Here is a 15813-nt window from a genome sequence, read left to right as displayed (position 1 = left end):
GCCGGAATTCCGGTCCGCCCGGTCATAATGAAATTGCACTGCCTGCCGATCAGCCCCATCCCCTATGGGATGAGCCGATATCCGGCGGTGTGGCATTCGTCGAGGCCACATTGGAGCACCACCGCTGCAACGTTGATGGCGCAAATCAGCACGACGTAGAATTCCGCAAGGCGCGTGGCCCGGACAAGCGGTGGCCGTTCGGCTCGCATAAGGTGCGGACCTCCAAGGAGCGTCAACCGAAGCGCCAGGGCCAGCAGCACAGCCACTCCGATCAGGACGGACCAGACTTCCATGTGGACCCCGAGTACCGCGCTGCCGATGTAGGCGTGTCCGGGGCGCGGGAACAGGTCCAGCAAAGTCTGCCTTGTCGCAATGACCAGCAGCAGAAGGGCAAAGAGCAGGGCGATGCCGCCGCCTCGCTCCGAGTCACGCGCGCGGAGTTGATGAAGGAGCCCGAAGCAGCAGCCGAACATGGCCACTCTCTGGAGCAGGCAGAGCGGGCACGGAATCTCCCCGAATGCAAATTGCATGACCAGCGCTGCGGTGAGAATTGCCGCCAGAATCATCGTCAGGAGCAGCAGGACGAGCCGATCCAGCATGACCAGGGTGGCGGGCTCGATGCGCAGCCCGCGCATTCAGCTGCTGCCCGCGGGGACGGCGTGCCTCAGCTCGACCTGCAGCCAAGGCATGCGGAAGCCGTAGTCGGGGCTGTAGATCTCCCAGAGGAAAATGCCGACGACCATGATGAAGCACAGGAACAGGCATGCCATCGCCGTTCGCGGCAGATCCGAAAACTTGAGCACAAATGCCGCCAATAACAGTGCAAAAGTGATCGTCATCATCGGAAAGACTGCCGCGTCGAGCGAGATCTCTTGGGAGGCTTATTCGAACTCGACCAGCTCGGCGCCCTCCGGGACCTGCTCGCCAACCGCGTAGCGAAGGCTCTTCACCGTCCCGTCGGCCGGGGCGGCCAGCGTGTGCTCCATCTTCATGGCTTCGAGCACCAGCAGCGCCTGGCCCTTGCTCACCGTGTCGCCGGCCTTGACCCGCAGGTCGATGATCTTGCCCGGCAGCGGCGCGCGGACCACGGCATCGGCCGAGGCCGTCGCCTCGTACTGCGTGACGTCGAGCGGATCGACGAGCCGCAGGCGGAGGCTGCCGCCATCCATGAACAGCGTGTAGTCGATGCCGCCGTCGAGGGCGGTGCGCCGCACGACCGTCGCCCGGAACGTGTCCTCGCCCAATCCGACCGACAGGGTTCCGTCGTCGCGCCGCTCCACCCGTGCCTCGAGCGCGCCCTCGGGCAAGTCCAGCCGCACGCCGCCGCTACGCAGGCGCCGCGCGATCACGACGACCTCGCGCTCACCGTCCTTCCAGCGCACTTCCTCATGGCCCTCGTCGAGCAAGCGGAAACCGCTCTGCCGGTTCCACGGCGACCACGGATCGCCTGCCGCCGGTTGGGCCGCGTCCTGCCATTCGAGCAGCCGCGCCAGGGTGGCGACGGCGAAGGCCCGGTCACCGGCCGGCGCCGGCTTCGCGAACAGGGTCGCGCGATGGCGCTCGATGAAGCCGGTATCGACCTCGCCGCCGACGAAGGCGGGATGCGAGCACAGCGCCTTGAGCAGCACGGAATTGGTCGTGACGCCCACCACCTCGGTCTCACCCATCAGCGCCGCCATGCGCCGCAGCGCCGACGTCCGATCGCGGTCGTGCACGATCACCTTGGCAATCATGGGATCGTAGAACGGCGTCACCGTATCGCCCTGGCGCACGCCGGTATCGACGCGGACATGCGCGCCCTCTTCCGGCAGCTTCAAATGCACCAGCGTGCCCGTCGAGGGCAGGAAGTTCCGCGCCGGATCCTCGGCATAGAGGCGGACCTCGACGGCGTGTCCGTCAATGCGCAGCTCGTCCTGCGCGAGCGGCATCTTGCCCCCGGCCGCCACGATGAGCTGCCATTCGACCAGATCCTGGCCGGTGATGGCCTCAGTCACCGGATGCTCGACCTGCAGGCGGGTGTTCATCTCCATGAAGAAGAAGGTGCCGTCCTGGTCGGCGATGAACTCGACCGTGCCGGCGCCCTGGTAGCCGATGGCCCGCGCCGCCGCGACGGCCGCCTCGCCCATCTGCTTGCGCCGCACCGGATCCATGTTGGGCGCCGGCGCCTCCTCGATCACCTTCTGGTGGCGGCGCTGGAGCGAGCAGTCGCGCTCGAACAGGTAGAGGCAGTCGCTCGCATCGGCGAAGACCTGGATCTCGATATGCCGCGGCCGCGTCAGGTATTTCTCGACCAGCACATGGTCGTCGGCGAAGGAGGCCTTGGCCTCGCGCTTCGCGCCCGCCAGCGCGTCTGCGAATTTCTCGGCGGTCTCGACCACGCGCATGCCCTTGCCGCCGCCGCCGGCCGAGGCCTTAATCAGCACCGGGAAGCCGATCTTCGCAGCCTCAGCAGCCAGCAGCTCCGGCGACTGGTCGTCGCCGTGATAGCCCGGCACCAGCGGCACCCTGGCCTTTTCCATGATCTTCTTGGCTTCGCTCTTGGAGCCCATGGCGCGGATCGAAGAAGCCGGCGGTCCGATGAACACGATGCCCGCCGCGGCGCAGGCGTCGGCAAAGCCGGCATTCTCGGACAGGAACCCGTACCCCGGATGGATCGCCTGCGCGCCCGTCCGCTTGGCCGCATCGATGATCCGGTCCGCCAGGAGATAGCTCTCGCGCGCGGCCGAGGGGCCGATATGGACAGCCTCGTCGGCCATCGCGACGTGCCGCGCGGTGCGGTCGGCGTCGGAATAGACCGCCACCGTCTTGATGCCGAGCCGCTTCGCCGTCTTGACGACCCGGCACGCGATCTCGCCGCGATTGGCGATCAGGATCTTGGAGAACATCAGACGGCCCACTTCGGTTTGCGCTTGGCGAGGAAAGCACTCATGCCCTCGATCGCATCGTCGGTCGTGCACTGGACGGCGACGTGTTCGCCGATCAGATCGGCGACCGCGCGATCGTGCGGCAGGGCGTCGATTTCGGTGATCAGCTTCTTGACCAGGGTCTGGACGGAGGGTGCGCCGCGGCGCAGTTCGTCGGCGAGCGCGGCGACCGTCGAATCGAGCGCATCGTCCTCGACCACCTGGTCGACCAGGCCGATGCGCAGCGCCGTCGCCGAATCGAACATGCCGCCGTGCATCAGGAGCTGCCGCGCCATGCGCGGGCCGACCGCCTGGATCAGCACGGGAATGGCGATACCCGCCAGCAGGCCGTTGCGGGCCGAGGTCAGGCCGAAGCGCGCCGAGGAGACGGCGACCGCGAAATCGCAGGCCAGCATCAGGCCGACGCCGCCGCCCACCGCCGCGCCCTGGACGCGGGCGATCGAGGGCTTGGGGAACTCGTAAACCGCCTGGACCGCCGCCATCATCGAATCGGCGCCGACCTTGCGGGTGATGGCGTCGAGTTCGGGCCAGCTCAGCACCCAATTGAAGTCGCCGCCGGCGCAGAAGACCGGGCCTCCGGCCGCCACCACGAGCAGGCGCACCGCATCGTCGGCGGCGAAGCCTTCCACGGCGTCGATGATGGCGCGCGCCGTGTAGCCGTCGAAGGAATTCATCGCCTTGGGCCGGTTGAGCGTGAGCGTGGCCACGCCGCCCTCGACCTTCGTCAGGATAGGATCGGTCATGTCCGGATCACATCCGGAAGACGCCGAACTTGGTCGGTCCGATCGGCTGGTTCATCGAGGCCGAGAGCGCGAGGCCCAGGGTCATGCGGGTGTCGACGGGATCGAGGATGCCGTCGTCCCACAGCCGCGCCGTCGCGTAATAGGGATGGCCTTCGCGCTCATAGGCCTCGCGGATCGGCTGCTTGAACTTCTCTTCCTCGTCCTTCGACCAGGTACCGCCCTTGGCCTCGATATTGTCGCGCCGCACGGTCGCCAGCACGCTCGCCGCCTGCTCGCCGCCCATCACCGAGATGCGCGCCGACGGCCACATCCACAGGAAGCGCGGGCTGTAGGCGCGGCCGCACATGCCATAGTTGCCGGCGCCGTAGCTGCCGCCGACGATCACGGTGAACTTCGGTACGTTCACGGTCGAGACGGCGGTGACCATCTTGGCGCCGTCGCGCGCGATGCCGCCCGCCTCGTACTTCTTGCCCACCATGAAGCCGGTGATGTTCTGCAGGAACAGCAGCGGAATGCCGCGCTGGCCGCACAGTTCGATGAAGTGCGCCGCCTTCAGCGCCGATTCGTTGAACAGGATGCCGTTGTTGGCGACGATGCCCACCGGATAACCCCAGATGCGCGCGAAGCCGGTGACGATGGTCGTGCCGTAGAGGTGCTTGAACTCGTCGAGCTCGCTGCCGTCGACCAGCCGCGCGATGATCTCGCGGATGTCGTAGGGCGTGCGGGTGTCCATCGGCACGACGCCGTACAGTTCCTCGCCGGCGTAGTTCGGATCGCGCGGCGGCAGCAGCGACGCCGACGGGGACTTCTTCCAGTTGAGATTGGCCACGATACGACGCGCGATGCCCAGCGCATGGCTGTCGTTCTGCGCATAGTGGTCGGCGACGCCCGAGGTGCGGGCATGCACGTCGGCGCCGCCCAGGTCTTCGGCGCTCACCACCTCGCCGATCGCGGCCTTCACCAGCGGCGGGCCGGCCAGGAAGATCGTGCCCTGCTTGCGCACGATCACCGTCTCGTCGCTCATCGCCGGCACGTAGGCGCCGCCCGCGGTGCACGAGCCCATCACCACCGCGACCTGCGGGATGCCCTGGGCGGACATGTTGGCCTGGTTGTAGAAGATGCGGCCGAAATGGTTCTTGTCGGGGAACACTTCGGGCCATTGCGGCAGGTTGGCGCCGCCGGAATCCACGAGATAGATGCAGGGAAGCCGGTTCTCCATCGCCACTTCCTGGGCGCGGAGATGCTTCTTCACCGTCATCGGGTAATAGGTGCCGCCCTTCACGGTGGCGTCGTTGCAGACGATCACGCACTCGACGCCGCTGACGCGGCCGATGCCGGTGATCACGCCCGAGCCCGGCGCCTCGTTGTCGTACATGTCGAGCGCGGCCAGCGGCGACAGTTCGAGGAACGGCGAGCCTGGATCGAGCAGCGCCCGCACTCGTTCGCGCGGCAGCAGCTTGCCGCGGGAGACATGGCGCTTGCGCGAGTCCTCGCCGCCGCCCAGGCGGACCGTGTCGGTGCGGCGGCGCAAATCCTCGACCTGCGCGCGCATGGCTTCGGCGTTGCGCTTGAAGGTGTCGGAACGGGTGTCGATCTGGGAGGAAAGTACGGTCATGTCAGGGCGAAACTGCCCGGACCGGGGACCGCGTGCAAGCCGCGGGTTACGGCAGGCGAGAAAGGGCGCGCCAGTGCGCTCCCTGCGCGATGAACGCCCGCTGGTTGGCCAGCGCCGCCGCGAAGTCGGCGTCGCGCTCCGCCAGATCCTTGACCACGATCTCGCTGTTCTTGCGGAAGGCGGCCAGCACGTCCGGCGACCATTCCCGGACCTCGACGCCCGACGCCTTCAACTTCTCCAGCGCCACCCCCTGCACGTTGGGCGAGCGTCCGAGCATCCACGCGATATTCGCCTGACAGGCGGTCTGGATCTGCGCCCGCAGCGAGGCCGGCAGGGCCGCCCACTTGTCCTTGCGCATCAGGAAGTCGAGCACGGCCGAGGGTTGCTGCCAGCCCGGCAGATAGTAAGGAAGACCGAGCTTGTCGAAGCCCAGGGCCGCATCCATGGCCGGCGTCGACATCTCGCCGCCATCCACGTTGCCCTGCTGCAGCTTGTAGAAGAACTCGCCCGGCGGCAGCGGCACGACGACCGCGCCGAGCCGGGACATCACCTCTGCCGACAGCTTGCCGTAGCGCAGTCGCAGCCCCTTGAAGTCCGCGACCGAGTTGACCTCGCCGCGAAACCATCCGCCACCCTTGGGACCCTGGATGCCGCAGGGGATACCGGCCACGCCCAGCTTGTCGTAAGCGTCGCGATGGATGCGGGAGCCGTCACCCTCGAGCATCCAGGAAGCCATCTCCTCCGGCCCGAGCCCGAAGGGGACGGTGGCGAAGATGTTGAAGACCGGCGCCTTGCCGGCGGCATAACCCGACCAGGTGAAGGCTGCCTCGAGGTCGCCGGCCACGATCGCATCCAGCATTTCGGCTGTCGGCGCCACGCGGCCAGGTTCCAGGATCTTGATGGCGACCGCGCCGGCCGACATGTGCTTCACGGATCGGGTGAACACCCGCACGCCTTCGCCCGACCCGGGAAGGGCAGGACTGAACGCCGTCTGCATCTGGATGACCCGGGTGGACGACGGCGCGGCGACGTTCTTCGGAACCGCCTTGGTATCCTGGGCGACAGCCGCTCCCGTCACCGACAGCAGGGCTGCGGCAAGTCCAATCAGTTTCATCAAGTTACGGCGCACGACCGACCATCCGTCGCCCGGCTCCCCCAAGTTCCCCAAAACCGCTTTAGCGGCCTCACACCGAATGATGTTCGCACGCGGCGTGATCGGGAACAAGCGAAAGGCGAGACTACAAGGCTGCCAGGCCACGGCCGATCAGGATGCGCTGCACGTCGCTGGTGCCCTCGTAGATCTGGCAGACGCGGACGTCCCGCCAGATCTTCTCCACCAGATAGTCGGAAACGTACCCGTAACCGCCGTGGATCTGAATTGCGGCCGAGCACACTTCCTCGGCCATTTCCGACGCATATAGCTTAGCCATTGCGGCCTCGGTGAGGCATGGAAGACCGGCGTCGCGCAAGGTTGCCGCATGCAGCACCATCTGCCGCGCGACCGTGACCTTGGTGGCCATGTCGGCGAGCCGGAACAGGACCGCCTGGTGGTTCGCGATCTTCGTGCCGAACGCCTCCCGCTCCTGCGCGTAGCTGCGCGCCGCCTCGAAGGCGGCCCGAGCCATGCCCACCGACTGAGCCGCGATGCCGATGCGCCCGACCGAGAGATTGGCCAGGGCCACGCGATAGCCTTCGCCCTCCCCGCCCAGCATTGCGTCGGCGCCGACGGTGCAGTCCTCGAAGGCGATCTGGCAGGTATCGGACGATTTCTGGCCGAGCTTCTTCTCGACCGAGGCGACGCGATAGCCCGGCGTGTCGGTCGGCACGATGAAGCAGGAGATGCCGCGCTTGGGCGACGACGGATCGGTGACCGCGAAGACCAGCGCCATGTCGGCGCTGCGCCCCGAGGTGATGAACTGCTTCACGCCGTTCAGCACCCAGGCGTTGCCGCGCCGTTCGGCCCGCGTCTTGAGGTTGGAGGCGTCGGAGCCCGCGTGCGGCTCGGTGAGGCAGAAGGCGCCCAGCATCTCGCCGCGGGCGAGAGGCTTCAGCCACTTCTCCTTCTGCTCGTCCGACCCATAGGCCAGCAACGCGGCGCAGTCGGGCGAATTGTTGACGCTCATCACCGTCGACAGGCCGCCGTCGGCCGCCGCGATCTCCTCCAGCGCCAGCACATAAGACACCATGTCGGCACCGGCGCCGCCCCATTCGGGCGGTACCGTCATGCCCATGAAGCCGAGACGTCCCATCTCGGCCAGCAGCGACCGGGGAATTTCCCCCGCGGCCTCCCAGGCCCGCACATGCGGCAGCACCTGCTCCTGCGCGAAGGCGCGGGCGGTGTCGCGGATGAGCGTCTGTTCTTCGCTGAGCAGCATGGCTACCAGGGCAGCTCGGCGCCGTCGTAGTTCAGGAAGCGGCCATTGTCGGCGGGCTTCAGCCCGTCGATCACCTTCACCATCGACGGCACGCTCTGCGCGATGGTGAGCGTCGCCGCCTGGCCGCCCATGTCGGTCTGCACCCAGCCGGGATGCAGCACGACGCAGATCAGGCCCTTGGCGGCCGTGTCCTTCGACAGGCTCTGCCATTCCATGTTGAGCGCCGTCTTGCTGGCGCGATAGGCGTACCGGGCGCCGTCATTGTGCGTAATGCTGCCGAGACGGCTGGAGATCGCAATCAGCTTGCGATCCTTCGAGGCCGCCACCTGCTCGACGAAGGCCTCGGCCATCATCAGCGGCGCCAGCGCGTTCACTTCGAACGTGTCTCGCCAGACCTTGGGATCGATGGTGCCGAGATCGGCGGCCTCGCGACCCGACACGCCGGCGTTGCAGATCAGCACGTCGATCGCCTCGCCCTTCAGCTCCGACGCCAGCGCCTTCACGGCCGCGTAGTCGGTGACTTCGAGCTTGTGGTGATGGATGTCGCCCGCGACCGCCTTCAGCGATTCCGGCGAGCGTGCACAGGCGTGAACCTTCCAGCCCTTGGCGGCGTACTGCTTCACGAATTCCAGGCCGAGGCCGCGCGCGGCGCCGGTGATCAGGACGGTGCTCATCGGGTACTCCTTCCAGACATGCGGCCGCGCTCAGCGCCGCGACGACATCATCCGGGCGCGCTGGCGCTGCCAGTCGCGATCCTTGAGCGACTGGCGCTTGTCGTGCGCCTGCTTGCCGGTGGCCAGCGCGATCTCGATCTTGGCGCGGCCGCGCGGATTGAAATAGACCTGCAGCGGCACGACCGTTCGGCCCTCGCGCTGGATGGCGCCGATCAGCTTGTTGATCTGGCCCCGGTGCAGCAGCAGCTTGCGCGCCCGGCGCGGCTCGTGGTTGTTGCGGTTGCCCGAGGCGTAGATCGGGATGTTGGCATTGACCAGCCAGGCCTCGCCGCCCTCTTCCGTGACGTAGGATTCGGCGATCGTGCTGCGCCCGCCGCGCAGCGACTTGACCTCGGTGCCGGTCAGCGCGAGCCCGGCCTCGAAAGTCTCCTCGATGAAGTAATTGTGCCGCGCCTTGCGGTTCTGGGCCACAACGGTGCGGTCCAGTTCCGGTTTATTGGCCACAGGACACTCGTGAGTTGGAAGAACCCGGTTTCTAGTTGATCAGGCCGGCTTGGACCATGGCCTCGTGCACGGCCTTCCTGCTGCTCTCGGCGATCGGCACCATCGGCAGGCGCATCTCGGCGCTGCACTGGCCGATCAGTTCGGCGGCGTACTTCACCGGGCCGGGGCTGGTCTCGCAGAACATCGCCTTGTGCAGCGGCATCAGCCGGTCCTGCAGCTCGAACGCCTTGTCGAGGTCGCGCTTCTTCCACGCATCGTGCATGTCGCCGCACAGGCGCGGCGCCACGTTGGCCGTCACCGAGATGCAGCCGTCGCCCCCCTGCGCCAGGAAGCCAAGCGCGCTGGCATCCTCGCCCGAGAGCTGGACGAAGCCCTTCTTCGCCTTGAGACGGGTCAGGGTCGGCCGCGCCATGTCGTAGCTCGCATCCTTGATGCCGACGATGTTCCTGACCTGGGACAGCCGGATCACCGTCTCGACCTGCATGTCGCCACCCGTACGCGGCGGCACGTTGTAGAGCAGGATTGGGATGTCGACGGCTTCGGCCACCGCCTTGAAATGCTGGAACAGGCCTTCCTGGGTCGGCTTGTTGTAGTAGGGCACGACCAGCATGGCGGCGTCCGCGCCGGCCTTCTTGGCATGCTGCGTCAGCTCGATCGCCTCGGCGGTCGAATTGGACCCGGTCCCGGCGATCACCGGCACGCCCGACCCCTTGGCCGCGCTGATGCAGATATCGATGACCCGCTTGTGCTCTTCCATCGAGAGGGTGGGCGATTCGCCGGTGGTGCCGCACGGGACCAGCCCGTCGGTGCCTTCCTTGATCTGCCAGGCCACGAACTTCTCGAATCCCTTCTCGTCCACCGATCCGTTCTTGAACGGCGTAATCAGCGCAACGAGCGATCCGGTGAACATGGTCTTCCTCCGATTTTCCCTTAATAGTCCACTCTAGGCCCCAGGGTTTGGCGCTGCAAGGTGAGCAACTTGCCATTGTGATGCCGCAACTCCCTGCCTACGATTCCTGGCGTGAAAAAGAGCAAATCCCCCCTCATCTTGTTGGCCGCCCTGCTGGCAACGTTCCCCGCCGCGGCCCAGCCGGCCGCGCCGACAACCGGCGTGCGGCGCCTGCCCGGAGACGTCGAAAAGCCCAGCCCTCCACCGTCTTCGGCGCCGTCCTCCGCATCGTCCGTGCAAGGAAATGCACCATCGCCGGCTCCCGCTCCGCCCGCCCAGGCCGTGGCCGCCAATCCGCTCAACGCGGCGGAGATTGCCGCCTTCACCGCGGCGCTCAAGGCGATCGACGACAGCCGGTGGGCCGATGCACGGGCGGCCGTCGCCAACTTCCGCAACACGCTGCTCGACCGCTACGTCGCCTGGAGCATCCTGCGGGCCGCGCCCAGGACCGAGGCGAGCTTTGCCGCGACCTGGCGCTTCCTGCGCGAGCAGCCCGATTGGCCCGAGCCCGAGGTGCTGCGCCGCCAGGCCGAGGAGCGGATCGGCCCCGAGACGCCGGCCCCCGAAGTCGTCCGCTATTTCACGGCCTTCCCGCCCCTCACCAGCACCGGCCATATGCGCCGGCTCGAGGCGGCTGCCACGGCGGCGCCCAACGACGTCGCCCGCTTCGCGCGCGACACCTGGCAGAACGCCACGCTGCGCAATTCCGACGAGAACGATTTCCTCAATCGCTACGCCCAGCTCCTGACCGGCCCCGACCAGGTTGCCCGCTTCGACCGCATCCTGCGCGAGGGCCGCCACCAGGTGGCGCGGGACCTCGTGCCCAAATTGCCGCCCGACTACCAGCCCGTCGCCAACGCCCGCCTCGCCATGGCGGCCCGCGCCGCCGACGCGGCCACGCTGGTGCGCGCGCTTCCGGCGGCGCGGCTGAACGAACCCACGCTTCGCTTCGAGCGCATGCAGTGGATCCGGCGGACCGGCACGCTCGACGAGGCGAAGGCGGCGCTGGCCGGTCCGATTCCCAACCAGACCGATGCCTGGTGGAACGAGCGCAATCTCGTGGTGCGGGCGTTGCTGGATGCCGATCGCCCGGCCGACGCCTACACGGTTGCCATCGGGCACGGGCTTACCAAGGGCGTGTCCTTCGCCGAGGCGGAGTTCCTCGCGGGCTGGATCGCGCTCCGCCAGCTCAAGAAGCCGGCCGTTGCGCTGAAACATTTCTCCACGCTCTACGACGGCGTCTCGACCGACATCTCGAAGAGCCGCGGCGCCTACTGGCTCGCCCGCACCTACGAGGCCGCCAAGCAGTCCAAGGATGCCAACGACTGGTATGCGCGCGCCGCCGGCTACGGCCAGACCTACTACGGCCAGCTTGCCGCCAGGAAGCTTCAGGGCGTCAGTCCGAAATTCCCGGTCGATCCGGTCCCCACCGCCGCCGACAGGCAGGCGCTGGCCGGCCGCGAACTCGCGACGATGGCGCGCTATCTCGGCCAGGTCGAAGAGTACGACCGCGCCCGCCCCTTCCTGTTGCGCCTCGCCCGCGCGGTCACGGCGCCGGGCGAAGTCGCGCTGCTGGCGCAACTCGCCCTCGACCTCAAACGCCCCGATGTCGGGCTCACGGTGGCGCGCCGCGGCGCGGAGAATGGCGTGGTGCTGTTCGACGCGGCTTTTCCGATCGTCGATCTCGGCGCCACCGGGTCGATCGAACGGGCGCTCGCCCTGTCGCTGGCCAAGCAGGAGAGCTCGTTCAACGCCAGCGCCGTCTCGACCTCCAATGCACAGGGCCTGATGCAGCTCCTGCCGACGACGGCGCGCGACGTGGCGGGGCGGTTGAAAGTACCCTTCATCGAGAGCAAGCTGACCCGCGATCCCGCCTACAACGTCCAGCTCGGCAGCCAGTATCTCGCCGAGATGCTGCAGCGCTTCGGCGGCTCCTACGAGCTGGCGCTCGCGGCCTACAATGCCGGCCCCAACCGGGTGGCCCGCTGGATCGAGGCGGGCGGCGACCCGCGCACCGCCAAGATCGACATGATCGACTGGATCGAAATGATGCCGTTCCGCGAGACGCGCAACTACGTGCAGCGCATCATGGAGGCGGTCACCGTCTATCGCAGCCGTCTCAACGGCCCCTTCCAGACCGTGCCGCCCGCGGTGGGCCGGTCGTAGCGCCAAATGCTTCGAGGTTCGCCATGACCGATGCCCTGCTCCTCGCCTGTCCTCGCTGCAGCACCCTGAACCGCTTTCCCCGCGACAGGCTGGCGGCCGGCAACAAGGGCAAGTGCGGCCAGTGCGGCTCGCCGCTGTTCGACGGTCACCCCGTCGCGCTCGATGCCGGCACCTTCGAGGCCCATGCCAGCAAGAGCGACCTGCCGGTGCTGGTCGACTTCTGGGCGCCCTGGTGCGGCCCGTGCAAGGCCATGGCGCCGCAGTTCGAGCGCGCGGCGGCGCGACTGGAACCCGCCGTCCGCCTGGCCAAGATCAACACCGACGAGGAGCAGGAACTCGCGCAACGCTTCGGCATCCAGGGGATCCCGACGATGATCCTGTTCCACCACGGCAAGCCGATCGCCCGCCAGTCCGGCGCCATGGACTCGAGCGCCATCGAGCGCTGGACGCGCGACGCGCTGGCCCGCTGAGGTCAGGTCTCGACCGACGGAAGATCGAGGGCCGAGCGCAGCCGTCCCCTGCCACGCTCGTAGAGCATGGTGTCCGCGACCGAAGCGACGATATCGGCGTTCGGCTGGAAGCCTTCGACGACCTTGTTGAAGGGAATCGTCCCGCAACCGGGAACGAGACAGTCAGGCTTGCCCTTGGGGCACGTACTGTAGCGGCAGAGCCGGCCGAGATGGCGGTCGCTGCCCGGCTCGAACAGAAACACGTCGACCCCGATTGCTGGGAACGCTCACTCCCGTGCCCGCCTTGAAGGCGGCAGTCAGCGATTGCGCCAAGGCCCGGCGCATCTCGTCCAGTCGGCCCTGGGAGTCAATCCACACCGCCAGATCGAGGTCCGCGCACTCGTGCCAGACTTCGATGCGTGCGCGGCGAAACTCCGAAAAACGCGGGATCTCCTTCCACAGCTTCTGGGCAACCGAGCCGATGACCGCTACGGAGCGAACATCGGGAAAAGCCATGAACGCGTCCGTCACGATGTCCGCAGCCATGCGGAACTCGCGCTGCTGAAGCAGGAGGTACTGGTTCTGCTTCTCGATCTCGGACCGCCGCATGGCTTCATCCCAGAAGCTTCATGAAGTTGCGCTTGAGCCGGTGACGCTGCTTGAGCGTCGCGAGATACTGAGCATGAGCAGCCGGCTCGCGCAACAGCGCCATGCGGGCTATCAGCCGGCAGGCCTCTTTGTTGTCCGTGTCCCCGCCCCTGGCAATGTAGAATTCGACATTCCAGGCATGGGTCTCAAGGGCCTCCTGCGGGTGGGTCTTCTCCGTCGCCTCCGCGAGCGGTGAGGTTAGAGGTGGCCCCTTTCCGGGGTAATTGCGCACGGCCGCCCACGCGGCATCGTACATCTTCTCTTCGGTGAGAACTTGAATGAGCGTGGCGGGTGCCATATCCCCGCTCATAGGCTGGCTGGCTGCTGCCTTCGCCTCCAGGTACGTCAAGGCGCGTTCGCGGGCAGCCTGCCCGCCCAGCTTTCGGATGGGCCGATAGAGATCCAGGCTTGGAGCCTTTTCGAAAGCCTTCCACAAAGCCGTGGCGGCATCTTCCTTCCGTCCGGACTTGACGAGCAGGTTGACGACGAAGAGCACCAGCCGTTCGTCGGGCCGCCGGTCCTCGAACATCCACAGCCCCTCCTCCGCCCGCCGCAACGCCTCCTCCGCGCGGCCCTCGGCGAGGCAAAACTTTGCCAATGTCAGATAGTCGGATGACGTCGACAGCTTCCCGGCCCGCAGGGCGATCCTCGTCTCGACGTCGCCGTCGCGCTCGGCGAAGAAGTCGAGGATGTTGATGAGTCGAGCGGATTCATCCCCGGTTCCGGGCTTGCATGTCGGCGGCGGCAGTTTTTCCCAGGCTTCGACGGCAAGCTTGCGGTACTCGGCGAGGCCCGCTTCGCCCAAAACCTCGGCGTAGCGCACCACGGCCCGGTAGAAGGTGTCGAACTGCTCGTGCAATTGGCGCGGAAAGAGTTCGCGCGCAAAACGGACTGGGTCCGGCTTCGCCAGCAGGCAGGCGGCGAGATGGATGTCGCCGGCATGCTCCAGCAGGGCATGTCCGTGGCCGCCGGACTCGTCGATCGCCTCGATCGCGTCTTCGATGCGGTCGATGGCGTGGAGAGCGAGTTCCACAGCCAGAGCAGCGTGTCCCCCGTCGGCGAGTTGAGCGATGGTGGCGAGAGCGGCACCGACATCGTCGGCCCAGGCGTCCACTTCGTCAGGGCCGACGAAGCCGCCCGTGCGCGTGGCGCTGTCGATCGCCCGGCGGAGTTGCTTTTCGAGGCGTTTCACATCGCCCGGAGACGCGGCCGTGGCGGCGATCTCCAGCTTGCGGAAGAGGGCCGTGTCGCGCTCGGCGAGTTCGACGACCATCTCGACCAAGGCGTCGACGCCCTTCTGCTTCAGATGGGCGCGGATGCGGTCGAGGACCGATGGCTTTTTCTCCCAGCCCTCGTCGGCGACCTCATTCGTGGCGAGAGCGGTCGCCACCAGGTGCTTGCAGAAACCCCAATCGCGGAAGGCCGGGCACGAGCATTCGCCACGGATCTTCTTTCCCCGCCCCCTCAGCACGGTGCGGTAGTCCTCCGAGCCGAGGACCCGGGCGAGCACCCGGTCCCGCTCGACCGACAGGAGGTCGACCTGCCCGTCGCGATGATACTCCTCGCCCCGCGCAAACACCTTGGCGCCGGCCTGCTTACGCAAGGCTGCGACGTCGAAACGGGGGGTGCGAGGCGTTTTCATACAGGCGTGATCACCTGCTCGCTGCGCGCGCCTATGCTGGCCTTCTCGTCAGCCGTACGGACCTTCACCCACACACGCTTCGTCACGCGGTTCGCCATCGGTGACGTTCCTGCATGCGCTGCGCTAGCCCACGATCCGCTGCATGGCAGCCGCCGGCAGCGGGCCCTTGTTCACGGCGGCGATCGCTTCCTCGAGGTGCTGCAGCGTCGAGTAGCCGACCAGCATCGTCGATACGCCCGGATGCGTAATCACGAATCGCTCGCCGAGTTCGGTCAGGCTGTCGGCGACACCCTCTTTCACGAGAGGCTCCAGCGTGCGGGCACGAGCGACGTCGCCCGCGAAGTCCGGGGCCGAGCCGATCGGCGGGACCTGTTGCTGGGCGAGCGGGTGACGATCCGTCGTCCCGGCGAGCGCACCACCCGCCAGCGCGCGGATGACGATCGTGCCCATCCCGGCCGCCTGAGCCCGCTCGAGCAGGCGGCCGTAGTCGAGGCCGGGCGCGCCTTTCGGCATCGGCCCGCCGGCACTGGGGTTCAGCGCGTTGTAGACGACCTGCACCGTGTCGAAGAGCTTCGAGTCGACGGCCTTCAGGAGTGCGGCGGGCTCGCCCACGCCGCTGAAGCCGATGAAGCGCGTCTTGCCCTGCTGCCGCAGCTTCTCCAGCGCCGGCACCACTTCGTTCAACGCGATCTCCACATCCAGCCTGTCGCCGCCGTCCGCCGCCGCCAGCGGATTGTGGAGCTGCAGCAGATCGACATGGTCCCTCCCCATGCGTTTGAGGCTCTCCTCGGTCGACCGGACGATGAGCCCGGCGACGTCGGCGCGATCCGCGGCGGTGAGCCGGAATTTGGTGCCAACAATGACGTCGGCCTTGAGGGCCTTCAGCACCCGGCCGAGATTCTTCTCCGATTCGCCATCGCCATACTTCGCCGCCGTGTCGAAATAATTGATGCCGGCTTCGATCGCCCGCGCCACCGCACGCTCCTGGTCCTGCCCGGCGCCCTTGGTGAAAAGCCCGCCGACCGCGCCCGCACCGTATCCGAGCACCGAAACCTCGAGGCCCGTCCGGCCAAGCTTGCGCTTCTGCACTGTTTCCTCCCTGTCATTTTATCGGAGCGCGCAAC

At 67.3% G+C, this 15813-nt stretch carries 16 protein-coding genes; 3 read left to right on the top strand and 13 right to left on the bottom strand.

All coding sequences use genetic code 11. The features are described 5' to 3' along the window. Positions 1-62 precede the first annotated feature (62 nt). From ACO07K_RS06370 to dapA, 10 genes are all read right to left on the bottom strand, one after another. Positions 63-635, bottom strand: a complete 573-nt coding sequence (locus ACO07K_RS06370; protein ID WP_422035062.1) for a disulfide bond formation protein B — start codon at positions 633-635, stop codon at positions 63-65. After that, positions 636-842 carry a hypothetical protein gene (locus ACO07K_RS06365; protein ID WP_422035061.1) on the bottom strand — a complete coding sequence of 69 codons (207 nt, stop codon included), beginning with the start codon at positions 840-842 and terminating at the stop codon, positions 636-638. Positions 843-881: 39 nt separating this feature from the next. Then, positions 882-2885, bottom strand: a complete 2004-nt coding sequence (locus ACO07K_RS06360; RefSeq protein WP_422035060.1) for an acetyl/propionyl/methylcrotonyl-CoA carboxylase subunit alpha — start codon at positions 2883-2885, stop codon at positions 882-884. Beyond that, positions 2885-3667 carry an enoyl-CoA hydratase/isomerase family protein gene (locus tag ACO07K_RS06355; RefSeq protein ID WP_422035059.1) on the bottom strand — a complete coding sequence of 261 codons (783 nt, stop codon included), beginning with the start codon at positions 3665-3667 and terminating at the stop codon, positions 2885-2887. The genes ACO07K_RS06360 and ACO07K_RS06355 overlap by 1 nt, the downstream gene beginning before the upstream one ends. 7 nt (positions 3668-3674) lie before the next feature. Then, positions 3675-5282: a carboxyl transferase domain-containing protein gene (locus ACO07K_RS06350; RefSeq protein WP_422035058.1), complete on the bottom strand. Its 1608-nt coding sequence runs from the start codon at positions 5280-5282 to the stop codon at positions 3675-3677. A gap of 46 nt (positions 5283-5328) precedes the next feature. Continuing rightward, on the bottom strand, positions 5329-6396 hold the full coding sequence (locus ACO07K_RS06345) for a TRAP transporter substrate-binding protein (protein WP_422035057.1): 1068 nt from the start codon (positions 6394-6396) through the stop codon (positions 5329-5331). Positions 6397-6520: 124 nt separating this feature from the next. Beyond that, the gene (locus ACO07K_RS06340; RefSeq protein ID WP_422035056.1) at positions 6521-7657 is read right to left on the bottom strand and encodes an acyl-CoA dehydrogenase family protein; all 1137 of its coding nucleotides are present in this window, start codon (positions 7655-7657) and stop codon (positions 6521-6523) included. Positions 7658-7659: 2 nt separating this feature from the next. After that, on the bottom strand, positions 7660-8331 hold the full coding sequence (locus ACO07K_RS06335) for an SDR family oxidoreductase (RefSeq protein WP_422035054.1): 672 nt from the start codon (positions 8329-8331) through the stop codon (positions 7660-7662). Positions 8332-8361: 30 nt separating this feature from the next. Further along, positions 8362-8835 carry an SsrA-binding protein SmpB gene (smpB, locus tag ACO07K_RS06330; RefSeq protein WP_422035053.1) on the bottom strand — a complete coding sequence of 158 codons (474 nt, stop codon included), beginning with the start codon at positions 8833-8835 and terminating at the stop codon, positions 8362-8364. Between the two features lie 31 nt (positions 8836-8866). After that, a complete protein-coding gene (gene dapA / locus ACO07K_RS06325) occupies positions 8867-9745 on the bottom strand; it encodes a 4-hydroxy-tetrahydrodipicolinate synthase (protein WP_422035052.1) in 879 nt (292 codons plus the stop codon). 111 nt (positions 9746-9856) lie between these two features. On the opposite strand from dapA, the gene ACO07K_RS06320 reads away from it, so the two are divergent. Further along, a complete protein-coding gene (locus ACO07K_RS06320; RefSeq protein WP_422035051.1) occupies positions 9857-11950 on the top strand; it encodes a lytic transglycosylase domain-containing protein in 2094 nt (697 codons plus the stop codon). Positions 11951-11973: 23 nt separating this feature from the next. Further along, on the top strand, positions 11974-12420 hold the full coding sequence (gene trxC, locus ACO07K_RS06315) for a thioredoxin TrxC (protein ID WP_422035050.1): 447 nt from the start codon (positions 11974-11976) through the stop codon (positions 12418-12420). Between the two features lie 2 nt (positions 12421-12422). On the opposite strand, the gene ACO07K_RS06310 is transcribed toward trxC, so the two are convergent. Next, complete coding sequence (locus ACO07K_RS06310) at positions 12423-12662, bottom strand: hypothetical protein (RefSeq protein WP_422035049.1); 240 nt, start codon at positions 12660-12662, stop codon at positions 12423-12425. 61 nt (positions 12663-12723) lie between these two features. On the opposite strand from ACO07K_RS06310, the gene ACO07K_RS06305 reads away from it, so the two are divergent. Beyond that, positions 12724-13032, top strand: a complete 309-nt coding sequence (locus ACO07K_RS06305; RefSeq protein WP_422035048.1) for a hypothetical protein — start codon at positions 12724-12726, stop codon at positions 13030-13032. On the opposite strand, the gene ACO07K_RS06300 is transcribed toward ACO07K_RS06305, so the two are convergent. Continuing rightward, on the bottom strand, positions 13013-14689 hold the full coding sequence (locus ACO07K_RS06300; protein ID WP_422035047.1) for an SWIM zinc finger family protein: 1677 nt from the start codon (positions 14687-14689) through the stop codon (positions 13013-13015). The two genes, ACO07K_RS06305 and ACO07K_RS06300, sit on opposite strands and share 20 nt — an antisense overlap. Before the next feature lie 123 nt (positions 14690-14812). Then, positions 14813-15778, bottom strand: a complete 966-nt coding sequence (locus ACO07K_RS06295) for an aldo/keto reductase (protein ID WP_422035046.1) — start codon at positions 15776-15778, stop codon at positions 14813-14815. Positions 15779-15813 lie beyond the last annotated feature (35 nt).

This window comes from Reyranella sp. (assembly GCF_965228225.1).
Lineage (GTDB): Bacteria > Pseudomonadota > Alphaproteobacteria > Reyranellales > Reyranellaceae > Reyranella.
The sequence above is the reverse complement of the archived record's forward strand: the minus strand, read 5'-3'. Positions and strand labels throughout refer to the sequence as shown.